The sequence below is a fragment of the Neisseria sp. CCUG17229 genome (assembly GCF_047839235.1).
Classification (GTDB): Bacteria; Pseudomonadota; Gammaproteobacteria; order Burkholderiales; family Neisseriaceae; genus Neisseria; species Neisseria brasiliensis.
In genome coordinates this window covers 852533-874663 of the sequence record NZ_CP181247.1, presented here as the reverse complement: position 1 = coordinate 874663, position 22131 = coordinate 852533, and the positions used below count along the sequence as shown (strand labels likewise).

At 50.3% G+C, this 22131-nt stretch carries 21 protein-coding genes and 1 tRNA gene; 10 read left to right on the top strand and 12 right to left on the bottom strand.

Annotated elements, in window-relative coordinates:
* Nucleotides 1-49 precede the first annotated feature (49 nt).
* Nucleotides 50-892, bottom strand: coding sequence for a phosphatidylserine decarboxylase (locus ACM67B_RS04120; protein ID WP_416190261.1), 843 nt, complete (start codon nucleotides 890-892; stop codon nucleotides 50-52).
* Between the two features lie 159 nt (nucleotides 893-1051).
* Here ACM67B_RS04120 and uvrA point away from each other — a divergent pair, with 159 nt between their 5' ends.
* From uvrA to ACM67B_RS04095, 5 genes are all read left to right on the top strand, one after another.
* A complete protein-coding gene (uvrA, locus tag ACM67B_RS04115) occupies nucleotides 1052-3904 on the top strand; it encodes an excinuclease ABC subunit UvrA (protein ID WP_416190260.1) in 2853 nt (950 codons plus the stop codon).
* A gap of 228 nt (nucleotides 3905-4132) precedes the next feature.
* Nucleotides 4133-4209, top strand: a tRNA-Pro gene (locus ACM67B_RS04110).
* A 154-nt stretch (nucleotides 4210-4363) separates the two neighbouring features.
* Complete coding sequence (locus tag ACM67B_RS04105; RefSeq protein ID WP_416190259.1) at nucleotides 4364-4675, top strand: hypothetical protein; 312 nt, start codon at nucleotides 4364-4366, stop codon at nucleotides 4673-4675.
* Between the two features lie 161 nt (nucleotides 4676-4836).
* Nucleotides 4837-5823, top strand: a complete 987-nt coding sequence (locus ACM67B_RS04100; protein WP_416190517.1) for a malate dehydrogenase — start codon at nucleotides 4837-4839, stop codon at nucleotides 5821-5823.
* Nucleotides 5824-5972: 149 nt separating this feature from the next.
* Nucleotides 5973-6857, top strand: coding sequence for a DMT family transporter (locus tag ACM67B_RS04095; RefSeq protein ID WP_416190258.1), 885 nt, complete (start codon nucleotides 5973-5975; stop codon nucleotides 6855-6857).
* A gap of 59 nt (nucleotides 6858-6916) precedes the next feature.
* Here ACM67B_RS04095 and lepB read toward each other — a convergent pair whose 3' ends face one another.
* The 6 genes from lepB to modA all read right to left on the bottom strand — a co-directional run bounded on the left by lepB (nucleotide 6917) and on the right by modA (nucleotide 12850).
* Complete coding sequence (lepB, locus tag ACM67B_RS04090; RefSeq protein ID WP_416190257.1) at nucleotides 6917-7903, bottom strand: signal peptidase I; 987 nt, start codon at nucleotides 7901-7903, stop codon at nucleotides 6917-6919.
* Nucleotides 7903-9696, bottom strand: a complete 1794-nt coding sequence (gene lepA, locus ACM67B_RS04085) for a translation elongation factor 4 (RefSeq protein WP_416190256.1) — start codon at nucleotides 9694-9696, stop codon at nucleotides 7903-7905. The genes lepB and lepA overlap by 1 nt, the downstream gene beginning before the upstream one ends.
* A 134-nt stretch (nucleotides 9697-9830) precedes the next feature.
* Nucleotides 9831-10532, bottom strand: coding sequence for a 5'-methylthioadenosine/adenosylhomocysteine nucleosidase (locus tag ACM67B_RS04080; protein ID WP_416190255.1), 702 nt, complete (start codon nucleotides 10530-10532; stop codon nucleotides 9831-9833).
* Between the two features lie 170 nt (nucleotides 10533-10702).
* Nucleotides 10703-11365 (bottom strand): sulfate/molybdate ABC transporter ATP-binding protein, encoded by a 663-nt coding sequence (locus ACM67B_RS04075; RefSeq protein ID WP_416190254.1) that lies wholly within the window; start codon nucleotides 11363-11365, stop codon nucleotides 10703-10705.
* Nucleotides 11365-12039 carry a molybdate ABC transporter permease subunit gene (gene modB, locus ACM67B_RS04070; protein WP_416190253.1) on the bottom strand — a complete coding sequence of 225 codons (675 nt, stop codon included), beginning with the start codon at nucleotides 12037-12039 and terminating at the stop codon, nucleotides 11365-11367. Before modB ends, ACM67B_RS04075 begins: the two co-directional genes overlap by 1 nt.
* A gap of 67 nt (nucleotides 12040-12106) precedes the next feature.
* Entirely contained in the window at nucleotides 12107-12850 is a 744-nt protein-coding gene (modA, locus tag ACM67B_RS04065) for a molybdate ABC transporter substrate-binding protein (protein WP_416190252.1), read from the bottom strand.
* 160 nt (nucleotides 12851-13010) lie between these two features.
* On the opposite strand from modA, the gene ACM67B_RS04060 reads away from it, so the two are divergent.
* The 4 genes from ACM67B_RS04060 to rlmB all read left to right on the top strand — a co-directional run bounded on the left by ACM67B_RS04060 (nucleotide 13011) and on the right by rlmB (nucleotide 16735).
* Nucleotides 13011-13715 (top strand): AzlC family ABC transporter permease, encoded by a 705-nt coding sequence (locus tag ACM67B_RS04060; protein ID WP_416190516.1) that lies wholly within the window; start codon nucleotides 13011-13013, stop codon nucleotides 13713-13715.
* Nucleotides 13712-14011, top strand: coding sequence for an AzlD family protein (locus ACM67B_RS04055; RefSeq protein ID WP_416190251.1), 300 nt, complete (start codon nucleotides 13712-13714; stop codon nucleotides 14009-14011). The genes ACM67B_RS04060 and ACM67B_RS04055 overlap by 4 nt, the downstream gene beginning before the upstream one ends.
* Before the next feature lie 92 nt (nucleotides 14012-14103).
* Entirely contained in the window at nucleotides 14104-15822 is a 1719-nt protein-coding gene (locus tag ACM67B_RS04050) for a phospho-sugar mutase (protein WP_416190250.1), read from the top strand.
* A 163-nt stretch (nucleotides 15823-15985) separates the two neighbouring features.
* Entirely contained in the window at nucleotides 15986-16735 is a 750-nt protein-coding gene (gene rlmB, locus ACM67B_RS04045) for a 23S rRNA (guanosine(2251)-2'-O)-methyltransferase RlmB (protein ID WP_416190249.1), read from the top strand.
* A 275-nt stretch (nucleotides 16736-17010) separates the two neighbouring features.
* Here the strand turns inward: rlmB and ACM67B_RS04040 are convergent, their stop codons facing one another.
* From ACM67B_RS04040 to pdxH, 3 genes are all read right to left on the bottom strand, one after another.
* Complete coding sequence (locus ACM67B_RS04040; protein WP_416190248.1) at nucleotides 17011-17940, bottom strand: aldose 1-epimerase; 930 nt, start codon at nucleotides 17938-17940, stop codon at nucleotides 17011-17013.
* A gap of 83 nt (nucleotides 17941-18023) precedes the next feature.
* The gene (locus tag ACM67B_RS04035; RefSeq protein ID WP_416190247.1) at nucleotides 18024-19154 is read right to left on the bottom strand and encodes a pseudouridine synthase; all 1131 of its coding nucleotides are present in this window, start codon (nucleotides 19152-19154) and stop codon (nucleotides 18024-18026) included.
* A 249-nt stretch (nucleotides 19155-19403) separates the two neighbouring features.
* Nucleotides 19404-20036: a pyridoxamine 5'-phosphate oxidase gene (gene pdxH / locus ACM67B_RS04030; protein WP_416190246.1), complete on the bottom strand. Its 633-nt coding sequence runs from the start codon at nucleotides 20034-20036 to the stop codon at nucleotides 19404-19406.
* Between the two features lie 106 nt (nucleotides 20037-20142).
* Between pdxH and dut the strand changes: the two genes are divergently transcribed.
* On the top strand, nucleotides 20143-20595 hold the full coding sequence (gene dut / locus ACM67B_RS04025) for a dUTP diphosphatase (protein WP_416190245.1): 453 nt from the start codon (nucleotides 20143-20145) through the stop codon (nucleotides 20593-20595).
* A 66-nt stretch (nucleotides 20596-20661) separates the two neighbouring features.
* Here the strand turns inward: dut and ACM67B_RS04020 are convergent, their stop codons facing one another.
* Both ACM67B_RS04020 and ACM67B_RS04015 read right to left on the bottom strand, forming a co-directional pair.
* Nucleotides 20662-21258 (bottom strand): hypothetical protein, encoded by a 597-nt coding sequence (locus tag ACM67B_RS04020; RefSeq protein WP_416190244.1) that lies wholly within the window; start codon nucleotides 21256-21258, stop codon nucleotides 20662-20664.
* 200 nt (nucleotides 21259-21458) lie between these two features.
* On the bottom strand, nucleotides 21459-21944 hold the full coding sequence (locus tag ACM67B_RS04015) for a DUF4189 domain-containing protein (RefSeq protein WP_416190243.1): 486 nt from the start codon (nucleotides 21942-21944) through the stop codon (nucleotides 21459-21461).
* Nucleotides 21945-22131: the final 187 nt, after the last annotated feature.

Here is a 22131-nt window from a genome sequence, read left to right as displayed (position 1 = left end):
TTTCAGACAGACGTCTGAAAACCTTTTCATTATCTCATGCTATTTAAGATTAAACAGCCTTAGCCGCAGCTTCACGCACTTTGTCCGCCGCTTCTTCAATCGCTGCTTGGCTGACTTCGGCAGTATTTTCCGCAGCTGTCACCACTGGTTCGGCAGTTTGCGGGGCTGTTGCTGCCACTGTTTGCAGCGCTGCATTAGCCGCATTCACCGGCGCATCGTCAAACGGTTTGGCATCCGGTGATTGCAACGGCAAACGCGCCAAGATGGTGCTCACACCGGTCACTTTATCGCCAATCGCTACTTCTGCTTTGGCATCCAAAGGCAGGTAAACATCAACGCGCGAACCAAAGCGGATAAAGCCATAGCGCTCACCGCGGCTTAATTTGCGGCCGACTTGGGTGTAGCACAAAATACGGCGCGCCACCAAACCGGCAACCTGCACAAAGGTAATTTCGCGGCCGGTAGCAGTGGTCACCAACACAGCATTGCGTTCGTTTTCGGTGCTGGCTTTGTCCAAATCCGCATTCAGGAATTTGCCGCGGTTGTATTCAACGGCTTCGACGGTACCGTCCACCGGCGATTTTTGCGAATGCACGTTAAAAACGTTCATAAAAATACTGATTTTCAAGGCTTCGGTTTTGCGGTATGGATCTTGCGCGCACTCAACCACCACCACACGGCCGTCAACCGGACTCAACACCGCATCCGCATCTTGCGGAATGTAGCGTGCTGGATCGCGGAAAAACTGCAAGGCAAAAATGGTAAACAGCCAAAACGGTAGCGACAACCAGCCATTAACGGCCATCACCAACACGCTGGCAATAAAACCGATGGCGATAAACGGCCAGCCTTCGCGGGCAATAATCGGGTGCGGATAAGAAGGTTTGTTCATGCAGGTTCCTTTATTTATAGGGTTTGGGTGATTATAACGGATTATCGGCGCAAATAGTCAGGCCGCCTGAAAAAATCAACGACGCACATCATCAGTTGAACTGACGAAAAATGCTACAATATCCTATTCTTGATTTTATTTTCAGACGGCCTAAACACTATGTGCAACCATCATCACAAAAACGCTTCCGACAACGATACCATCCGCATCCGCGGCGCGCGCACGCATAATTTAAAAAACATCGATTTAGATATTCCGCGTCATAAATTGGTGGTGGTTACCGGTTTGTCGGGCAGCGGCAAATCCAGCTTGGCGTTTGACACGCTGTATGCCGAAGGCCAGCGCCGCTATGTGGAAAGCCTTTCGGCCTATGCGCGCCAGTTTTTGCAGATGATGGACAAACCCGATGTCGATTTGATTGAAGGCTTGTCGCCGGCGATTTCGATTGAGCAGAAATCCACCAGCCACAACCCGCGTTCTACCGTCGGTACGGTGACCGAAATCCACGATTATTTGCGCTTGCTGTATGCCCGTATCGGTACGCCTTATTGCCCTGAACACGACCTGCCTTTGTCGAGCCAAACCGTGTCGCAGATGGTCGATCATGTGTTGGGCTTGCCGGAAGACACGCGCGTGATGATTTTGGCACCGGCCGTGCGCGGCCGCAAAGGTGAATTTGTTGATTTCTTTGCCGATTTGCAGGCGCAAGGCTTTGCGCGCGTGCGCGTCGATGGCGAAGTCTATACGCTGGACGAAGTGCCTAAGCTGGAAAAAAACATCAAACACGATATTGATGTGGTCATCGACCGCGTGAAAGTAAAAGCCAACATCAAACAACGCTTGGCCGAAAGCTTTGAAACCGCGTTGCGCCACGGCGAAGAACGTGCGCTGGCTTTAGAAATGGACAGCGGCGAAGAGCATTGGTTTTCGGCGCGTTTTGCCTGTCCGGTGTGTTCATACAGCTTGCAGGAATTAGAGCCGCGCCTATTTTCTTTCAATAATCCGGTGGGTGCCTGCCCAAGCTGTGACGGCTTAGGCAGCAATAATTTCTTCGACCCCGAGCGTGTTGTCGCGCATCCCGAATTGTCTTTGGCTGCCGGTGCAATTGACGGCTGGGACAAGCGAAATCAGTTTTATTTCCAAATGATTCAATCACTTGCCGCACATTATGATTTTGACGTGAAAACACCATTTGAAGAATTACCGGCCAATATCCAAAAAATCGTGTTACACGGATCAGGCAAAGAAGTGATTGAATTCCAATACCTTTCCGAGCGCGGTGGCACATTCACACGCAGCCATGCCTTTGAAGGCATTATCCCCAATCTGGAGCGCCGCTACCGCGAAACCGACAGCGAAACCATCCGCGACAAGCTGCGCGAATACCAAAGCCACCGCGCCTGCCCGAGCTGTGGCGGTGCGCGTTTGCGTAAAGAAGCGCGTTATGTTTATGTCGGCAAACAGCCTTTGCACGAAATTTCCGCATGGCCGCTCACCCAAACCTTAAACTTCTTTGAAACGCTGGCTTTAGAAGGCAATAAGCAGCAAATTGCTGAAAAAATCCTCAAAGAAATCACCGAGCGCTTGGGCTTTCTGATTAATGTCGGCCTCGATTACCTCAACCTGTCGCGCTCCGCCGAAACCCTATCCGGCGGCGAAGCGCAGCGCATTCGTTTGGCCAGCCAAATCGGCAGCGGCCTGACCGGCGTGATGTATGTGTTGGACGAACCGTCTATCGGCCTGCACCAACGCGACAACGACCGCCTGCTCGCCACCCTCAAACGTCTGCGCGATTTGGGCAACAGCGTGATTGTGGTCGAACACGATGAAGATGCCATCCGCGAAGCCGATTTCGTTATCGACATGGGGCCGGGTGCGGGCGAACACGGCGGCAATGTCTTGATTGCCGACACACCGGAAAAAGTCGCCCAAAGCCAAGATTCCATTACCGGCCAATACCTCAGCGGCCGCAAAACCATTCCCGTGCCGTCTGAAAGAACGCCGGTCAACCCCGACCGCATGTTGGTATTAAAAGGCGCGCGCGGCAACAACCTCAAAAACGTGACCCTCGAATTGCCTTTGGGGCTGATTACCTGCATCACCGGCGTATCCGGCAGCGGCAAATCCACCCTGATTAACGACACGCTGGCGAAAATCACCGCCCGCGAACTCAACCGCGCCAAAGAAGAAGCCGCCCCATACGACAGCATCAGCGGCCTCGAGCATCTCGACAAAGTGATTAACGTCGACCAATCGCCCATCGGCCGTACACCGCGCTCCAACCCAGCCACCTACACCGGCCTGTTCACCCCCATCCGCGAACTCTTCGCCGGCGTACCACTCGCCCGCGAACGCGGCTACAACGTCGGACGCTTCTCGTTCAACGTCAAAGGCGGCCGCTGCGAAGCCTGCCAAGGCGACGGCGTGATTAAAGTGGAAATGCACTTCTTGCCCGATGTGTATGTACCCTGCGAAGTGTGCCACGGCAAACGCTACAACCGCGAAACGCTGGAAGTGCAATACAAAGGCAAAAACATCAGCGAAATCCTATATTTAACCGTAGAAGAAGCTCTCACCTTTTTCGAAGCCGTACCGACCGTCGCCCGCAAACTGCAAACTCTGATGGACGTCGGCCTAGGCTACATCCGCCTCGGCCAATCCGCCACCACCCTATCCGGAGGTGAAGCCCAACGCGTGAAACTGGCATTGGAATTATCCAAACGCGACACCGGCCGCACCTTATATATCCTAGACGAACCAACCACCGGCTTGCACTTTGCCGATATTGCTTTACTACTTGAAGTAATAGGCCGTCTAAAAGGCAAAGGCAATTCGATTGTGATTATTGAGCATAATTTAGACGTGATTAAAACGGCGGATTATATTGTCGATTTAGGGCCGGAAGGCGGTGATGGCGGGGGCAAGATTATTGCCAAAGGTGCACCGGAAGACGTGGTGAAGGTTAAGGCGAGCTATACCGGTAAGTATTTAAAAAATATCTTAAATCAATAAAAGCCATGAAATATATAAAACTGCGTCAACTTTAAATTCATATCTAAATCCAAAAGTGATGTGCGACATTCACTCACTTTATGTCTTACCCTTTCCTAAATGCCGTCTGAAATCTTTCAGACGGCATTAATTTTGACTGAAAACAAGCGCCAAATACCAGAGAAGAGAATCCTACCTCCTCTAGTTTGCCAAACCACCCAACAATCCTTATAATTCCTACTCTTCAACCGGAATGTAGCGCAGCCTGGTAGCGCACCTGCATGGGGTGCAGGGGGTCGGAGGTTCGAATCCTCTCATTCCGACCATTTTCAAAAGCAGCCTGATATATTTTTGGCTGATCGGCCGTCTGAAAGATTTCAGACGGCCTTTTATTTATCTTTTATCAAACTTTATGCACACTTTTCTGACTTTGTAGATATACAGCTTTATAATGATGAAGTTAATCATTTAAAGGAATTTATGATGAATCATGCTTTCAAGTGGCTGCTGCTGGCAGCCATAGCAGCTTCGACTTCCACTGCCTCGGCACGAAGTATGCACAAACACAAACCTTTGGCTTTGGAAGAAATGCCGCCGGTTTGCCAAGAATATTTCAAGCGTGCGGAGGCGTGTTATCGCAAGGTAGGCGAGAAAAAGGCATTGTTTCAGAGCGGCAATACCACATTCTTGCGCCAATCGCTGCCTGCTGCCGATGAAAAACAGCGCGTGAAAATGTGTGAAATCGCGCTGCATGATTTTCCGGAAAAGGTCAAAAATTTGAATTGTGAATAATCATGCTATGAAGGCCGTCTGAAAAGCAACAATCTATTGTTGCTTTTCAGACGGCCTTTTCTATTTTTGTAATAAATTTTCTCTTTTTGCCACATTATTGCCATCACTCTTTGTTATAATCCTACTTCTTTAAACTTTTGTTTTTCTTGCGGAGATTGATGATGACTTTGAAACCCCCTATCCGTATCGCAGTCACCGGTGCAGCCGGACAAATTGCGTATGCGACTTTGTTCCGCATTGCCGGCGGGATTATGTTGGGGCGCGACCAGCCGATGATTTTACAGCTGCTGGATTTGCCACATGCGCAAAAAGCTTTGCAGGGTGTAATCATGGAAATGCACGATTGCGCGTTTCCGCTGCTGCTGGATGTGTTTGCCACCGATGACCCGGAAGTAGCATTTAAAGATGCGGATATTGCGATTTTGATTGGCGCCCGTCCGCGCACGCAAGGTATGGAGCGTTCGGATTTGCTCAATGCCAATGCGGCAATTTTCAAAACACAGGGCGAAGCTTTGAATAAAGTGGCCAGCCGTGATGTGAAGGTTTTGGTGGCGGGCAATCCGGCTAATACCAATACTTACATCGCCATGAAATCGGCACCAGATATTCCGAAAGAAAATTTCAGCGCCTTGATGCGTCTTGACCATCATCGCGCGGTCAGCCAAATTGCTGAAAAAATCAACCGCCCAGTCACTTCGGTCGAAAAAATGTGCGTATGGGGCAACCACAGCCCGACCATGTATGCCGATTACCGCTACGCCACCAGCGATGGCGATTCGGTAGTCGATATGATTCACGATGAAGCGTGGTACACCGACGTTTACATGCCGAAAATCGCCAAACGCGGCGCGGCCATCATCGAAGCGCGCGGCGCATCTTCAGCGGCTTCGGCAGGCAATGCCATCATCTACCACTTGCGCGATTGGATTTTGGGCACCAGCGGCAAATGGGTCACCATGGGCGTGCCGTCGGATGGTTCATACGGCATTCCTGAAGATGTGATTTTTGGCTTTCCGGTGATTTGCGAAAATGGCGATTATCAGATTGTGCAAGGTTTGGATTTGTCGGATGAATTCAGCCAACAGCGTATTGCATTGACTTTAAAAGAATTATTGGAAGAACAAGAAGCGGTAAAAGATTTGGTGTAAACCTTATTTATTAATGAGGCCGTCTGAAAGTATGGAAACCCTACTTTTCAGACGGCTTTTTATTTCAGACGGCCTTTAACAATGATTCAATTTACGCCAAAAATATGGCACAATCCAAAGCCCGATTTCTCCATATTTATAGGAACATCATGTCTGAACGACACGCCTCACATGCCGCGCCGCTGCTGGTGGTCGGCTGCATTATTTTCGGCTTGGGCAGCCTGATTGTGAAATTTGTCAATGTCGGCTCGTATGCCATTGCCTTTTGGCGGCTGGCGATTTCCGGCGTGGTGTTTTTCTTTTTGGCGCACTTTTTCGGCCAAAAATTGCCGCAAAACAAAAAAGCCGTTTACACCGCCCTGCTCTCCGGCGTGTTCCTTGCATTTGATTTGGCGTTGTGGCACGAAAGCATCCACGCCGTCGGCCCCGGCATTTCCACCCTGCTCAACAGCCTGCAAATCTTTTTTCTATCCGCCATCGGCTTTTTCTTTTTCGGCGAACGCTTAAGCAAGCTGCAAATGCTCAGTTTGCTGATTGCCATCACCGGTGTGGCCTTTATTGGCAGCCCGGAATTTGGCTACAACAGCGATGCCGTGTGGGGTTTTGTCAGCGGCATTGCCTCAGGTGCAATGTTGGCTTTATCGATGGTCTTTATCCGCAAAACCCATCAAATCGAACAAACCGCGCTGTTTCCTTTAATGATGATTTTAAGCTTCGGCGGCGCATTGTCGTTGATTTTGCCGGCCTTGATTTTCGATGCGGGCGCGCTGTATCCGACCACTTTGCGCGATGTCGGCTTGGTATTGATTTACGGCGTGGTGATGCAGTGTTTCGCTTGGGGCTTGATTGCTTATGCCATTCCGCTGCTGTCGCTCTCACTCACCGGTTTGCTGCTGCTTTCCGAACCCGTTGCCGCCTTGGTCATTGACTATTTCTGGCTCGACAAACCAATCAACGGTTTGCAATGGTTGGGTGCAGCGATGACGCTAGTGGCGATTTATTTGGGCTCGCTTAAAAGTAAATCGGCAGATTAATCTGCATAACAAAATGCCGTCTGAAAAACGATGTTCAGACGGCCTTTTCATATCAGCTTTTATTTAATCGATGTACCGATTCGGTTCATGTCACCGAAGTTCATCCACACAAAAAATGCTTTGCCGACAATCAGTTTATCACTGACAAAACCCCAATAGCGGGAATCTTCGCTGTTGTCACGATTATCACCCATCATAAAATAATGGCCTTCCGGCACGGTGCATTTAAAGGCGGAACCGTCTTGCGCGTATTCGCAGTTTTCGCGGTGAGCAAAATTGGCGCGCACGGCTTGCGGCAGGAAGCTTGGCTGCTCAGCCATTTTCAGCACTTGGAAGCTGTGACTACCGATGTTTTCACGGAAGGCTTCGGCCTCAATATCCACCATGCCGTATTGGCGGGTGTTTTCGGCGTAAGTCTGCATGCCTTCGGATTGCTCGGTAATGGTTTGGCCGTTGATGCTCAAGACTTTGTCTTTATATTCAACCACATCACCCGGCAAACCGATGGCGCGTTTGATGTAGTTGATGCTCGGATTTTCCGGATAAGTAAACACCACCACATCGCCATGCTCAACTTTTCCGGTCGGAATCAGCACATTATTGATAATCGGCGTGCGGATGCCGTATGAAAACTTGTTCACCAAGATAAAGTCGCCCACCACCAAACCCGGGCGCATCGAGCTTGACGGAATTTGGAAAGGCTCGGCGATAAAGGTGCGCAACACAAACACGATTAAGATAATCGGGAAAAAGCCGCTCATGTAATCAGTGAAGTGACCTTCATCTTGATGCGCAGGATCTTTTTTCAGACGGCCTTTGTGAATCAACCACACAATACCGGTAAACACCACAAACACCAGCAATACGGCCGTAAAACTCATGAAAAACGACAACACGCCGAACACGCCGATCATCATCAGCAAATAGCCCCATTGCAGGCCGCCGCTCCATTCGCCGTTGTCTTCGCGCACTTTGCTGCTTTTCACATACAGCACCACGCCGAACACAAAGGCGGCGATGGCTGCAAACAATAAATTTGTACCCATTATTTGTCACTCACTTGCAAGATCGCCAAGAACGCGCTTTGTGGAATTTCCACATTGCCCACTTGTTTCATACGGCGTTTACCGGCTTTTTGTTTTTCCAACAGTTTTTTCTTACGCGTGATGTCGCCGCCGTAACATTTTGCCAATACGTTTTTACGCAGGGCTTTGACGTTTTCACGGGCGATAATCTGGCTGCCGATGGCGGCCTGCACGGCAATGTCAAACATTTGGCGCGGAATCAGCTCACGCATTTTAGAAGCCAATTCGCGGCCACGATGTACTGCTGTTTGACGGTGCACAATCAGGCTCAAGGCATCGACTTTTTCGCCGTTGACCATAATATCCAATTTAATCAAGTCAGAAGCTTGGAATTCTTTAAACTGATAATCCAAAGAAGCATAGCCGCGCGATGTGGATTTGAGCTTGTCGAAGAAATCCATCACCACTTCATTCATCGGCAAATCATAGGTCAGCATCACTTGGCGGCCCATGTATTGCATATTCACCTGCACGCCGCGTTTTTGGTTACACAGCGTCATCACGTTGCCGACATATTCCTGCGGCACGAGAATGGTCGCGGTGATAATCGGCTCAAGAATGGTTTCAATCTGGCTGATGTCGGGCAGTTTGGACGGGTTTTCCACTTCGATTTTTTCGCCGTTTTTCATCACCACTTCATACACCACCGTCGGCGCCGTGGTAATCAAATCCATGTCGAATTCGCGTTCCAAACGCTCTTGCACGATTTCCAAGTGCAACAAGCCTAAGAAGCCGCAACGGAAACCGAAACCCAAGGCTTGCGACACTTCCGGCTCGAATTTCAAAGCTGCATCGTTAAGTTGGAGTTTTTCCAAAGCATCGCGCAAGGCTTCGTAATCGTGGCTTTCCACCGGATACAGGCCGGCAAATACCTGACTTTGCACTTCTTGGAAGCCCGGCAGCGGCTCGGCAGCAGGATTGGCCATCAGTGTGATGGTGTCGCCCACTTTGGCGGAACCCAATTCTTTAATGCCGGTAATCAAAAAGCCCACTTCACCGGCTTTCAATTCCGGTTTTTGCACCGATTTCGGCGTGAACACGCCCAATTGCTCAACCTGCGTTTCGGCTTTGGTGCTCATGAAACGCACTTTGTCTTTGAGTTTCAGACGGCCTTGTTTGATACGAATCAGCATCACCACGCCAACATAATTGTCAAACCACGAGTCGATAATCATCGCTTGCAAAGGCGCATCTTCATCACCCTCCGGCGCCGGCACTTTGGCCACAATTTCTTCCAATACATCTTCCACGCCCAAGCTGCTCTTGGCCGAACACTGCACCGCGCCGATGGCATCGATGCCGATGATGTCTTCAATTTCTTGTTCCACACGTTCAGGGTCGGCGGCTGGTAAGTCGATTTTGTTCAACACCGGCACCACTTCCACGCCCAAATCAATGGCGGTATAGCAGTTGGCCACGGTTTGCGCTTCCACGCCTTGCGACGCGTCCACCACCAACAGCGCGCCTTCGCAAGCAGACAGCGAGCGCGACACTTCGTAAGAAAAGTCAACGTGTCCCGGGGTGTCAATCAGGTTGAGCTGGTAAGTTTGACCATCACGCGCTTTGTAGCTCAAAGCCGCAGTTTGCGCCTTAATGGTGATGCCGCGCTCTTTTTCAATATCCATAGAATCCAGCACCTGCGTGCTCATTTCACGCAATTCCAAACCACCGCAATACTGAATGAAACGGTCGGCCAGCGTTGATTTACCATGGTCGATGTGGGCAATAATGGAGAAATTTCGGATATTTTTCATGTGGTTATTTTGATGAGAAGTTCGATGGCTCAAAAGGCCGTCTGAAAAAACACGGTAAGCTTTCAGACGGCCTTCCAAATAGAATTAAAATAGCTGTGTATTTTAGCGGAAATTTACTGTTTTTGCATGGCTTTTTAAAGCTTGGCGACAATCTCCATCACCATCTTCGCCGAACTCACTGCCGCAGTTTTCAAAAATTCTTCAAAACTAATATCTGCTTTTTCATCGGCAGAATCGGATACCGCTCGAATCACGACAAATGGCGTATTCAATTGATGGCACGCTTGGGCAATGGCGGCTGCCTCCATTTCTACCGCTTGCACATCATTAAAATGACCGCGGATTTCCGCCACACGCTCGCTGCTGTGGACGAATTGGTCGCCGCTGACAATCAAACCGCGGCTGACTTGAGCGTGTTCAAATGCTTGCGCTGCGTCTTTGGCTACGGTCATCAAGTGTTCATCGCTTTCAAACACGGCAGGCTGCTGCGGTACTTGTCCCCACACATAGCCAAATGCGGTCACATCTACATCATGATGCGCTACGCGCTCACCAATCACCACATCGCCGACTTTTAAGCCCTTGCCTAAGCCGCCCGCGCTGCCGGTATTGATCACGTAATCGGGTTGAAACTGATGAATCACCCATGCGGTAGCAATTGCAGCGTTGACTTTACCGATGCCGCTCAACACCAGCACCATGCGCTTGCCGTTGAGCGTACCTTCATAGGCATTAAATTTACCGAATTGATGTGCTTTAATGTCGTCCATACGCGTTTTCAACAATTCAATTTCCTGCGCCATCGCACCGATAACGGCCACTGTGTTCATGCTCATGATTCTGCCTTTCTAAATGATTTGCGTGGATTATAACGCAAAGTACCGCTCCTAAATGATGGATAAACCACTATGCGCCTGCGAGGTTATGCCGATTCTTTAACATTGATACCTCAAAGGCCGTCTGAAATCCGTTCAGACGGCCTGAGCTCTTTTATTCCATTCATCATTTAATATGAATACTCTTTCTCCAACTCCAACACCCCGTTTTCCATGTGCCAAATTTCCTGCCCCAAGGCTTCGGCATCGGCGCGGTCGTGGGTAATCAAAATCATCGGCACGCCAGCCACTTGCTGCAAAGCCAATACTTCGCGGCGGGTGTGTTCGCGCAATTGGGCATCCAATGCGGAAAACGGTTCATCCAAAAGCAGCAATTTTGGCTCGGTAATCAACATTCTTGCCAAGGCAGTGCGCTGCTTTTGGCCGCCGGAAATTTGGTTGGGATAATGGTCGGCAATGTGCGCCAATTCAAGTAAATCCAACCAATACTGCGCTTTTTCAGACGGCCTTTTACTTGGGTTGCACCAACCTGTTTTCAAGCCGAAGTCGATATTCTGAGCCACGGTCAAATGCGGAAACAAGGCATAATCTTGAAACAGCAAACCGGCCTTGCGCGCTTGTGTGTTCAGCTTTGTGCGCTCGTCCCCCCATGTTTCGCCGTTGATACGGATATGGCCGCTGTCCGGCTGAATCAAGCCAGCCAGCAATTGCAGGGTCAGGCTTTTACCCGAACCGGATGCACCTAAAATCACAATGCGCTGCGCATCGGATTTCAGGGCGACATTCAAGGCAAACGACGGCAGCTTTTTATATAATTCAATATCAAACAGCATTATTTTCTCCCGTCTTTCACGCGCATTAAATGTCCGGCGGCCAACAAAATCACGATACACACCGCCGACACCAGCACCACCAAACCATTGGCCAGCGCATCATCTCCGGCTTGCACCGCTTCGTAAATCGCAATCGACAAAGTCTGCGTCTGCCCCGGAATGCTGCCGGCAATCATCAAAGTTGCACCAAATTCACCCAAGGCCCGGGCAAACGCCAGCAAAATACCGGCTAAAATACCACGCCACGCCAAGGGCAGGCTGACGCGGAAAAACACCGCCGCTTCACTCAAGCCCAACACCCGCGCTGCCTGCTCCAATTGCGGATTCACTTCTTCAAACGCCGCCCGCGCCGGTTTGAAAATCAGCGGAAACGTCACCACCATCGCTGCAATCACCGCACCCTGCCATGTGAAAATCAGGTTGATGTCGAACGTGTCTTTCAACCACACCCCAAATGCGCTGTTGCGGCCGAATGCCACCAAAAGATAATAGCCCAGCACCGTCGGCGGCAACACCATCGGCAGGGTCAGCAGCGTATCCAACACGTTGCGTCCGATAAAACGCCAACGCCCCAAAGCAAAGCCGACCGCCACCGCCAACACAGTATTCAACAGCGTGGCGGTCGCGGCGATTTTGAGCGAAAGGAATAAGGTAGTGAGTAAAGTTTCGTTCATAGATGGATTCAAGGCCGTCTGAAAAAATATGCTTTCAGACGGCCTGTTTTATTTTTCATTCAAAACATTAAGGCTTTCTAAAACCATAACGGTTCAACACCACCTGCCCTTGCGCCGACAACACATACTGCACAAACCGCTTCGCTTCCGCCGCCTGCTTGGCGTTTTTGCTCACTGCAATCGGGTAAGACACGGAGCTTTGTGTCGGCACAGTTGCCAAGATTTTGACCTTGTCTTTCATCAGCACCGCATCAGTGCGGTAGACAAAACCGGCATCCACTTCACCGCGCGCGATGTAATCCAAGGATTGGCGCACGTTTTGCGTGGTGATGATTTTCGGCTGCAAACCTGCCCACAAACCGGCTTTTTCCAAGCTGGCTTTGCTGTAACGACCGACCGGTACGCTGGCCGGATTGCTTACGGCGATGCGACCGAACTGTCGGCTTTGTAAAGCGCTGAGTTTCGTGACCGCATATCGGCTGTTTTTCGGCGCGGCGATCACCAAGGCATTGAGCGCAAACGTTTTGCGACTGGCCGCATCAATCACATTTTTCTGCTGCGCCTGATTCATGGTGACTTCATCAGCAAACGCCAACACATCCACCGGCGCGCCCTGCACTGCCTGCTGCAACAATGCGCCCGAACCGGCGGTATTCAGCTTGATTTTGCTTTGCGGATATTGCTTGTGATAGCGCGTGATGATGTCGTTGAACGCATCTTTCAAGCTCGCAGCAGCGGATACGGTGATTTCCGCCGCGGATACTTGGCTGGCGACAAAACAAGTCAACAAAAAGGCATAAGGGATTTTCATACGGCCTATCCGATGAATAAAAAACGTTGTTGTACCATTTCTCTTTATGCCCTTTTATAATCATAAAGCACTAATTCATTCGATTAATATATCAACAGGCCGTCTGAAAATCAATGAGTGTATAATGCGCCTTTTTAATATTGAAATGTTCCCCCACACCATGACGGCTTCCCCCAAACAAGAATTTTTACGCGGCATCAAAGACTGCTCGCCCATGCTTATCGGCTTGTTGCCGTGGGCGATTATTTTGGGCGTACAAGGCGGGCAAAAAGGCATGAGTTGGCTGGAAATGATGCTGATGACGGGGATGAATTTTGCCGGTGGTTCGGAATTTGCCGCGGTCGATTTATGGATGCATCCGCTGCCGATTCTGCTGATTGCCAGCGTAACCTTCATGATCAATTCACGCCATATTTTGATGGGGGCGGCTTATGCACCCTATATGAAAAATGCGCCGATGAAAAAAGTGTTGCCATCGCTGTTTTTTATGTGTGACGAATCGTGGGCGCTGGGCTTGGCTGATGCACAAAAGCGCAAAGCGGCCGGTTTGAGCGGCTTTAATTTTGCCTATTACGGCGGTACGTGTTTCATTATGTACACCACTTGGATTCTGTTTGCCACCATCGGTGCGGCGGTCGGCCCGATGTTCGGCGATGTGGCGGCATGGGGCTTCGGCATGGCGTTTCCAGCAGTGTTTTTGGTGATTATGCGTGGCTTGTGGAAGAGCTTTTCGGCGGCGCGGCCTTGGTTTGTCAGCCTGATTGTGGCAGGCATCACCTGCTTGAGCATTGATGGCCCTTGGTATGTACCGGCCGGCGCATTATCGGGCTTACTCACAGCCTATCTTTTGGGGGGACCAGAATGATTACGTTCGATTCCTTCCTGCTTTTTTGCGCCATGTTGTGCGTGACTTATTCCACCCGTCTCATCGGTTTTTTCGCCCTGCGCAACCGCACCTTGAGCAAACGCGCGCAAACAGTAATGGAAGCGGCGCCCGGCTGCGTGTTGATTTCGGTGATTGCGCCGTATTTTGTGTCAGACAAACCACATGAGCTGATTGCCATCGCCTTGACTGTATTGGCTGCCAGCCGTTTTTCGATGTTGGTTACTGTCATCATCGGTGTGGCTTCATCGGGCATACTTGGCTACTTGATGCGCTGATGCTGCCGTATATCGGTTTATCGCACGCATTGCGTCGCAATCACGTATAATCTTGTTCATAATCCGTTTATTACCCTCAAAGGATGATTCAGATGGCCTATCAAGAAACGTATCAAAAATGGTTGGATTTTGCCGACATGCCCGATTTCTTAAAACAAGAATTGTCGGCCATGGATGAAAAAACCAAAGAAGACGCATTCTATGCCCCGCTGGAATTTGGCACCGCCGGTATGCGCGGCGTGATTGGCGCCGGTATCAACCGCATCAACCGCTATGTGGTACGCCAAGCCACCGAAGGCTTTGCCCAACTGATTGCCGCCAAAGGCGAAGCAGCAAAATGCGCCGGCGTGGTGATTGCCTATGATTCGCGCCATTTTTCGCAAGAATTTGCCTTTGATTCCGCTGCTTTGTTGGCGCAACACGGCATTCAGGCGTATGTGTTTGAATCTTTGCGCCCGACCCCTGAATTATCCTTTGCCGTGCGCGAACTCAAAGCCGCCGGCGGCATCATGATTACCGCCAGCCACAATCCCGCTGAATTCAACGGCTATAAAGTCTATGGTGAAGACGGCGGCCAATTGTCGCCAGATGATGCTGCGGCGTTGACCAAACTCATCCGCGCCGTGGACGACCCGTTCACCATTCAAGTGGCCGATTTCGAAACCGCCAAAGCTGACGGCAAAATCAAACTGTTGGGCGAAGAGATGGACCAAAAATATCTGGCCGCCGTCAAAACCGTCACCATCAATCCCGAATTGATTGCCCAACACGGCAAAGACCTGAAAATCGTCTATACCCCGCTGCACGGCACCGGCGAAATGATGGTGCGCCGCGCCTTGAAACAGGCCGGTTTTGAGTCGTTTGAACTGGTTGAAGAACAAGCCATCGCCGATCCAAACTTCACCACCGCACCTTCGCCAAATCCCGAAAGCCAAGCCGCATTTGCCTTGGCGGAAAAACTGGGCGCAGCAGTCGGCGCTGATTTGCTGCTCGGCACCGACCCTGATGCCGACCGCTTGGGCGCGGAAATCCGCCAAGCCGACGGCAGCTACTTGACCTTAACCGGCAACCAAATCGGTGCGGTCATGGCGAAATACATTTTGGAAGCCCATCGCCAAGCCGGTACGCTACCCCAAAACGGCGCGATTTGTAAATCCATCGTTTCCACCGAACTTGTCGGCAAAATCGCCGAAAGTTATGGCGTGACCGTATTCAATGTTTTGACCGGTTTCAAATTCGTGGCCGAAAAAATCGCCGAATTCGAGCGCACGCAAGCTTATGAATATTTGTTCGGTTTTGAAGAGAGTAACGGCTACTTAATCAAACCGTTTGCCCGTGATAAAGACTCAGTGCAAGCCGCCGTGATGTTTGCCGAAATCGCCGCCTACTACCGCTCTCGCGGCATGACGTTGGCCGACGGTCTTGACGAAATCTACCGCGAATACGGCTATTATTTCGACAAACCGATTTCCATCACCATGACCGGCATCGATGGTGCGGCGGAAATCCAAGCGATTATGGACAAATTCCGTGCCAACGCGCCGAAGCAGTTTAACGGTACCGATATCGTAAAAGTAGAAGATTTCCAAGCGCAAACCGCCACCGATTCAGACGGCAAGGTCACCGCTTTGAACACCTCACCAAGCAATGTTTTGAAATACTACTTGGCTGATGGTTCTTGGGTAGCCGTGCGCCCTTCCGGCACCGAGCCGAAAATCAAATTCTACATTTCCGCCGTTGGCAGCAGCATGAGCGAAGCCGAAGGCAAGTTCAAAGAAATGGATAAAGAAATCAAAGCCTTTATTGCTTGATTGGGTTTGATTTTTCGACAACAAGGCCGTCTGAACAATCAATTTTCAGACGGCCTTTTCTTCATATACAAATTCAGATTATTACTCTTAAATGCCACAATTTTCACGCGCCGACACACAAATCCCGTATAATGCCGTCTGAAACATTTTCTTAAGTAAAACAATGGCCAACCAAAGATTGATTTACGGCTTTCACGCCGTTAACGCCCGCTTGTGGCAAAACCCGAAATCCATTACCGAACTCTACGTTCAAGAAGGCAAAAACGACGCCCGCACACGCGAAGTGTTGGAAAAAGCCTCCGCCGAAAACGTGCGCCTGCATTTTGCCGATGCCAGCCGTCTTGACACCATCGCCAAAGGTGCGCGCCATCAAGGCGTGGTCGGCTTTATCGACGCGTCTAAAAACCACGTCCACTTGGAAGACGTCATAGAAAACCTGCGCGAACCGGCCTTTTTATTGGTACTCGACGGCATCACCGACCCACACAATCTCGGCGCGTGTCTGCGTACCGCTGATGCCATGGGCGTGCATGCGGTAATCGCGCCCAAAGACAAAAGCGCGGGCTTGAATGCCACCGTCAGCAAAGTGGCCTGCGGCGCGGCCGAAACCGTGCCTTACATTACCGTCACCAATTTGGCACGCACCTTGCGCGAATTGAAAGAATACGGCATTTGGATTGTCGGCACCGATATGGGCGGCCAATCGGATTTATACCACACCGACCTGCCCGAAAGCGTGGCATGGGTGATGGGCAACGAAGGCGAAGGCATGCGCCGCCTGACTCGCGAGCATTGCGATATGCTGGTATCGATTCCGATGTTCGGCACGGTCGAAAGCATGAATGTGTCGGTATCCGCCGGTATGGTGTTGAGCGAAACACGCCGTCAGCGGGTGTTGAAAGAAGAACAGTAAACCTACAACATTAAAATGCCGTCTGAAAATGTTTTCAGACGGCTTTTTTTCTTATGAAGAACGACTTTTGCAAAATTCTTTATCACCCCGGCAACATTAAACCGACGTCATTCCCGCGCAGGCGGGAATCCATTTTTAATCACAAAGCAGCTATTTGAATAAAAAGGTTTCTTAAATTTTAAGATGGATTCCCGCCTACGCGGGAATGACGTCATCTTTATCTTTGTGTTGATAAAAAATCTACAGCAATTCGACAACAATCTCAGTTTTAAACATCATTCCTGCCAAGACAACACATAGCGCGTAGAAAACGCCTGCGTTTCCCCTGCCTGCAACACCTGCAAGCCCAAGCCATTATTGAAACTGTCCGGCGCGCCGCCTAAGTTTTCCAAGGCTATCGAATCGCGCGTTTGCGGAATATAGATTTGCAGATAAGGATAGCTTGAGTCCGAATAAATGCTCAGTTGCAAATGTTCGCTGCTCAACACGCAAGCCGGTTGGTCAAAATCGGCCAACACGAAACTGTTGTCCAGCGTGATGCCCTGCATACTCAAGGCCGTCTGAAAGCGGGTGTCGGACAGGATATTGCCGTTGGCGACCAAATCTTGGTCGAATTCTAAACGCTCGCTGCTGTTAAGCTGCATCGTCCACTCATCTACCTTACCACCGAGCGTGAAATAAGGATGCCAGCCGTCGGCCAGCGGCATGGCGCGATGGCCGGTGTTGGTTGCGCGCGTGGTGACACTCAGGCCGCCTGAAGCCAATCGGTACACAATATTCAGGCGATAGACAAAAGGATAGCCGCTGTCGTCTTGGCGGTAATCTGCCGCCAATTCTACCCAAGCCGATTGCGCATCCGCGCCGCTATCGACAATGACAAAATCACGGTCATACATCAAACCGTGCAACGCGTGGCCGGCTGCCTGAAATTTACCCTCAAGCTGATAATACTGCCCGTCAAACTCATATTTGCCATGCCGAACGCGACAGGCAAACGGGCTAAGCTTGGCGCTGTGAAAACCCTCGGTCAGCGTTTGGCGGCATTGCGCTGGCGATTGATGGCCTTTGATGGCGTTGAACCAAATGCCGTCCGGCTGCATGATTTCATAGCGGTTGAGTAAAGCGCCAAAGGTGTAAATTTCGGCGCGGCGTTGGCCGCTGTAGGTTAATACAATGGTTTCTTCCAATAAATCAAGGCTGAACATCTTCGCTCATTTCTCCATACACAAAATGCCGTCTGAAAATCATTTCACAGACATTCAGACGGCATCAATTTCCACTCAACTACTTACGAACGGCGGCGGCGATATTCGCCCGGCAGCAGCATATCCGCCCATTTCATGATGTTGGCGACTTCGGCTGGATTCAATTCGTAAAACTGGCCGCGCTTCAAACGGTTCGGCAGACCAATCGGGCCAAAACCCACCCGCACCAAGCGACTCACGGTCAAGCCTTGGCTTTCAAAAATACGGCGCACTTCGCGGTTGCGACCTTCTTTAATCACCACGTTATACCACTTATTCATGCCCTCACCCCCCTGCTCGTAAATGCGCTCGACTTTGGCCAGACCATCTTCCAGCATCACGCCTTCCTGCGTCAGCATACGCATTTGCTCGGTGCTCAATTCGCCCAACACGCGCACGGCGTATTCGCGCTCGACTTCAAAGCTCGGGTGGGCAAAACGCTGCACCAATTCGCCCGACGTGGTCAAAATCAGCAAACCGCTGGTGTTGATGTCCAAACGGCCAATCGCCACCCAACGGCTGCTGGCCGCTTGCGGCAAACGGTCGAAAATACTCACGCGGCCTTGCGGGTCGTCGCGCGACACGATTTCGCCTTCTTGTTTGTAATACAGAATAATGCGCGGCAGGCGGTCGGCCCATTTCAGCTTGATGACGTTGCCTTTCACCGTCACATGGTCATCGGGCGTAACTTTTTCGCCCAACTCGGCCACACGGCCATTAACCGTCACCCAGCCGTTGGTAATCCATTCTTCCATTTCACGGCGCGAACCCACGCCCGAAGCGGCCAGCACTTTTTGCAAACGCTCCGGCTCGAAGCGCGACAAATCGCTGCGGCGCTCTTTCAAATCGCGTGCGTGTTCCATGATTTTTTGGTTCGGGTTGCGCACCATCAGCTTTTTCGCTTTGGATGCACGCTGTTTCGGCGCACGCGGATTTTGTTCGGCCGCTTGGTCACGGAAACTTGATTTCGCGTTTTTGCCTGCTTTCAGGCCGTCTGAAACGGCTTCACCGCGTGAGCGGCGGCCGCCTTTGAATTCGGTTTCTTGTGATTTGGATTTAAAGCCGGATTCTGCTTTCGGCTTGCTTTTGAATGATACGCTTTTCTTGGCGGGCTTTTTAGCGGTGGTGGACACGCCGTCACGCCATTCGCGCTTGCTGGTCGGCTTTTTGGCCATGATGAATCTCCTAACACGTTGGATATGTTGAAAACAACGGTTCTTCTGCGGCAAATGCGGCAGGATGGTTGAACAATAAATACTGAGGGAATACTGAGGCCGTCTGAAAAATAAGCGCTTTCAGACGGCCTTTTATATCAATCGCGATTTTACCCTATTTTATTGAATTTGTGTTGGTTTTAATTGAGAAAAAGCCGTCTGAACACAACTTATTTCAGCCATTTATCCCCATCGTGAAACTCAAGCCTATCAGGGCGCCAAACGCTCTTTCACCCACACACCGTTTTCCAAGCGATACTGAATGCGGTCGTGCAAACGGCTCGGGCGACCCTGCCAAAACTCAATGCGGTCGGGAATCACGATGTAGCCGCCCCAATGCGGCGGACGCGGCACATGCAGCGGGTGTCTTGCACCGACTGCCGCCGCTTTCGCCACCAACATGGCTTTGCCGGAAATCACTTCGCTTTGGTTGCTCGCCCATGCGCCGATGCGGCTGGTGTAAGGGCGGCTGTCAAAATACTCATCAGAAGCAGCGGCATCCAGTTTTTCAATGCGCCCTTCAATGCGCACTTGGCGCTCCAATTCCGGCCAGAAAAACGTCATCGCGGCAAACGGATTTGCGGCAAACGATTTGCCCTTGCGGCTGTGGTAATTGGTAAAAAAGACAAAGCCTTGCGCGTTCACTTCTTTCAGAAGCACCATGCGACTGTTGGGGCGGCCGTCTTCACCGACCGCAGCCACGTTCACCGCCGTTGGCTCGTTGACCTGCGAATGCATGGCTTCTTGCAGCCATTGTTCAAATTGGGTAATGGGGTTGCTGTCGCATTCTGATTCCGACAGCTCGCGTTTGCTGTAGTCTTCGCGGATATTGTGCAGATCCATGATGGTTCTCCTGTGGTTTGCTCTAATGATACGCTTTTTTTTCAGACGGCCTCAAGCTTGTTATTTGTTATAATGCCGTCTGAAAAATATCCATGTGAGAAAAATCATGCAAACAGAAGTCGAACTGAAAATCTTAAACCCGAAAATGGCCGAGCAGCTGCCCGCCTACGCCACCCCCGGTTCTGCCGGTTTGGATTTGCGCGCGTGTTTGGACGAAGCCGTGACGCTGCAACCGGGCGAAACCTATCTGGTGCCAACCGGCTTGGCCGTACATTTGGCCAACCCTGCCTACGCCGCCGTCTTGCTGCCACGCTCCGGTCTCGGCCACAAACACGGCATTGTGTTGGGTAATCTGGTGGGCTTAATCGACTCGGATTATCAGGGCGAATTGAAAGTGTCGGTGTGGAACCGCAGCCAAACCGCCTTCACCATCGAACCGATGGAACGCATCGCGCAAATGGTGATTGTGCCGGTGATTCAGGCAGCGTTTAAAGTGGTGGACGAATTTGCCGCCAGCGAACGCGGCGAAGGCGGATTCGGCAGCACAGGTAAAGCTTAAATCTATGATTTAAAAAAAGCCGTCTGAAAACGAACGTTTTCAGACGGCTTTTTTACTGATAACCATTTACCCGTCACCACGCTCCAACAACATCACCATCATCACCGCATTCAATACCAGCACATCATCGCGCTCATCTGTTTGGACGAGTTTGTCCAAGCTGAATTTACGCTCAAAAAACGACGGCTCTTTTTTCAGGCGATACACTTCCTGCCCATCCGGCGCAGTAAGTGCGTAAGTCGGGTTGAGAAAGTAGCCGGTCAGCGAACCGAGCAGCGGAATCTCACCTATCAAACCGTTGACCAACGCCACCATCGGATTGGTTTCACGCAATTGATACACTTCACGCCCCTGCTCGTCAAACAGCACATAGCTGGTTTTCCACAACGATTTCATGCCGTGGCGCTGGATTTTACCGATAAGCTTACCGCTTGAATCGCGCACGGTATAAACCGCATTAAAATCAATAATACGGTCGGCCTGAATGTTGAACAATTCGGTTTTGTCGCTGCTGCTGCGAAAAATCTGCACCGACTCTTTGATTTTAAAAATCTTCTGCCGCGTATAGGCAATTTCCTTGCCATCGGCATCGAACACAGAAAAATCGTTCGACGGCGTGAAGATTTTGAATTGGAAATTTAAGGGGAAACGGATATTCCGCATAATTTTTATCCTAAAAACTACAAAGCCTTTACCCGCTTATCTGAGCATATTTTGTTTTTTTATTTTACCATCCAATCATCATTATTCATGAATTTAGGCAATTCTTAACAACAACCCAAACAATCCATCCAGCTACTGTTGGAGGGCATAGCTTATGCCGTCTGAAATCGGTCTATTTCAGACGGCCTTTTATATAAACATTATAAAGACTTGATTCTGCTCCATAAAGTTTTCATGGTTCCGCCATAGTAATCACTTGAAGTGCAATACGAGGCCTCAATGGCACATTGACCTTGTGTTCCGAATTTTTTACTGCACTGGGTAATCGCCTTTTGATGAATATTTTTAAACAACGGCGAACTGATAATGACAACATTATCAGTTGTCATCCGGTTGTGCGCGCGCGGATAGGCCACGGCAACGCAGGTATTTTGCAAAGGCATTACCGATTGGCACCCGGTAGCTTGGTCTTTCTGTACGCCGGCTAAGGCATCCTGCCCCCGGCAATATTCAGCCAGCTCGTTGCTGGCATCGAGCTGGTTGAGATTTTCACGTGTGGTTTTAATATGCAGCACATCACTGCTGTCACTTGGATTCTGCCAAAAGGCCAAATAGCCATAAGTGTCGGCGGCCGTTGCTGCAGCCGCCACGCTGCTGAGTATCAATGCGTAGAGAACTTTCTTCATGGTGATTCTCGATGATGTCCAGATGAATTTTAATTATAAAGTAAAAAATAGTTTATTAGTGATTATGGGCTCAGATGATGCATTTTCAAACTATTTTCATTTATTTTAACTTGAATTTATGCAACATTTCAGCCCCACCTCCTTTCTTAGCATAATCATTAATGAAATATCATACCTGATCCTATAT